Annotated in this window: 3 protein-coding genes; all 3 read right to left on the reverse strand. The window is 45.8% G+C overall.

Annotated features, from left to right (window positions below):
- A partial coding sequence (locus ACMJ0U_RS07105) for an MBL fold metallo-hydrolase (RefSeq protein ID WP_417129178.1) occupies nt 1-741 on the reverse strand: 741 nt, incomplete at its 3' end.
- A 12-nt stretch (nt 742-753) separates the two neighbouring features.
- A complete protein-coding gene (locus ACMJ0U_RS07110; RefSeq protein WP_417129179.1) occupies nt 754-1,962 on the reverse strand; it encodes a hypothetical protein in 1,209 nt (402 codons plus the stop codon).
- 82 nt (nt 1,963-2,044) lie between these two features.
- The gene (locus ACMJ0U_RS07115; RefSeq protein ID WP_022053367.1) at nt 2,045-2,422 is read right to left on the reverse strand and encodes a RidA family protein; all 378 of its coding nucleotides are present in this window, start codon (nt 2,420-2,422) and stop codon (nt 2,045-2,047) included.
- Nucleotides 2,423-2,649 lie beyond the last annotated feature (227 nt).

Consider the following 2,649-nt stretch of genomic DNA (forward strand, 5'->3'; position numbering starts at 1 on the left):
AATTGATATAGTAGTCTCTAAATTCAGTGTCTGGCCGCGACGGGCAGGGGTAAGAACTTGTGTTCCTTCTGAAGCAGCCAAAGGAGCAAAAGCCGCAGCCTTCTCAAAGGCCTCGTCAAAATGCATCGGTACAAATATAGCCGTTTTTATTCGTTTCACAAATTGTAAAGGCCCGCGCATGTATTCCTTTCCCAGCCGTGGGTCGACAGGAAACAACACTACGTCCATTTTTTTTATGCATGCAGCAATGTCTTCCAGCTCACGAAGGAAAAAAGCTTCATCTCTTTTCCATTCCTCCTCCGGACTTTCGTCCATCCAGTGCCAGTTGTTCAGGTCGCCGGCATGGAACACGGTAGTTCCTTCTGGTGTCTGCACTAAAAAAGAGATGCCTATGTCCGTCGAGCCGAAAGCCCGCACGGTGAGATACTCATCACGATAGGTGTCTCCTTTCGTTAATGTATGGAAGTTTCCGTTTTCTTTGTCCCGGGCAGAAAGAGGAATGTCGGCTGAAAGCAGATACACGATGTCGGGTCGAAGGGCTTTCCAGGAAAGTATCTGCCGGTTAAAATGGTCGGCATGTGCATGGCTGGAAAGCACATACAACCGTCCTTCACGTGAAAGAAGCTCTTCGTGCACGATGCCTTTTTCGGCCGACACGGAGTCTTCGAAATAGTCAAGAATAAGCGTGTAACCTTCGCCCAGCAAGGCGAAGCCGCTATGATAAAGATAAATCAGTTTCATGAGATTGAGGTCTTATTTGGCAGCAATGGGCTGTACGTATGCGCGGGTAGCCTTGTCTATCTCCAGGAACATGTAGTTCACCTTGCCCGAATGAATCAGGTCCTTATTCTCATTGTAAATGCGGGTAGCGTATTCCTTGGATTTTTCGAACATGAATCTCGATACGCTTTCCTGCGATTTTCCCGCCATTGTCGAGTCAAGTTTTTCTTCAGGGAAAAAGTCATCCAGGTTTACGTCACCAATCATAGACGTTTCCAGAAAGTGAATTTCACGGTGCATACGGTCTGTATAATAACCCACAAACATGTGGCCCGGCACACGCACCAGAATCGGATTGATGTTAATGGCTTTCAGCAAAGAAGCAAACAGTACGCTTCCGTCTACACAGTTAATCTGCGCCGATTGCAAGGCATCGTCAAACGTACGTACGCGCTGGGTAAAGACCACATTGGACGACAGGCTGCTGTTGCTGATGGAACTGTATTTGAACCCTCTCTTTTGCAAGACATACCACAGGGCATACACCTGCTTATCCACCACTTTCGGATCCTTACTCTGGTAGCCCCAGAAACGGTTGACAATGCGTGAATCCAGTGCATCACGAAGCACTTGGCTGATGTTGGGATTGTCTTCGTTTACGTAAGCCGCAAAGAATTCTCCCGTGTCATGAAATTTCATTTTACTGTCGATGTAGCCCAACAGACATTCGTTGATGCTGCGTACAGAATATGTATGTACTGTCGAATACACCCGGTTGTTGTTTATCTTTGCTTGGATGGACACGGTGACAGGTATGGCCTGCGTATTCTCCAGCAAAGCCTGATAATTCCATATCACATCCGGAAAAACCAGGTACTCTTTTCCCGACTCCGGCAGAATGAACTCAGAAACCGAATGGGCAAAGAAAGGGGTCTCTGCCAGCTCTATGTGGAGTTTGCTGTTGGTATGCGGACTGCGTATTTTAATGCCGATACACGATTTGGGATTTCCCAAATAGGTACTGTCTGCCGGTACAATCAGCTTGGCATCGGTCGTAGCTGTGGAAAGGATGGTCACCGGAAAGATATTTCCTCCTAGTTCGTCTGCAACTTCCAGCCCAGACGTAAAAGGCTCATATCTGTAAATGTATAATACCGAAGCTGTTACTGTCAGAATGGCCAGTATGAATGTAGCCAGTTTCCATTTATTCTCTCCCCAAATTGTACGCATGTTCAGTTGCATTGTCACAAAATTTCCTGTTAAACGATTTCGGAGCAGGCCGCAAAGTCATTATGTTTTCCTGGCAGCCTGCTCCGCTTTACGGTTATCTTACCGCGATACTTTCTATTTCTACCAGCACTCCTTTCGGCAAAGCTTTGACTGCCACGGCAGAGCGGGCAGGATAATCACCTTCGAAATACTTGGCATATACGGCATTCATTTCACCAAACAGTGCCATATCTGCCAGGAAAACAGTGGTTTTTACTACGTTGGCAGTTGTCAGTCCGGCTTCCGCAAGGACGTTCTTGATATTTTCGAATACCTGCGTAGTCTGTTCAGTGATTCCACCTTCTACTACTTCGCCAGTAGCCGGATTTACCGGAATCTGGCCTGACAAGAATACCATGCCGTTCACTTCTACCGCCTGGCTGTACGGGCCGATTGCAGCCGGAGCCTTTTCTGTAAAAATAACTTTTTTCATAAGAGTTAATGTGTCAATTAAATTGTATTTTCAACGCTAATTTAGCACAATTCTTTTAATCCGGGGGTAGAAAGCGCAAAAAAAGTCCGCATTTATTCGTGTTTATAACAAAAAACACTTACTTTTGTACTCAGAATAATGCAAAAAGGAAGCTGGAACGTGTTTCGTATCCAATCCGAAGTTCAACAAAAACAATCAAAATCATTGGTAATTCAAATGTGTGAAAG

The organism is Phocaeicola sp., from assembly GCF_048170425.1.
Lineage (GTDB): Bacteria > Bacteroidota > Bacteroidia > Bacteroidales > Bacteroidaceae > Phocaeicola.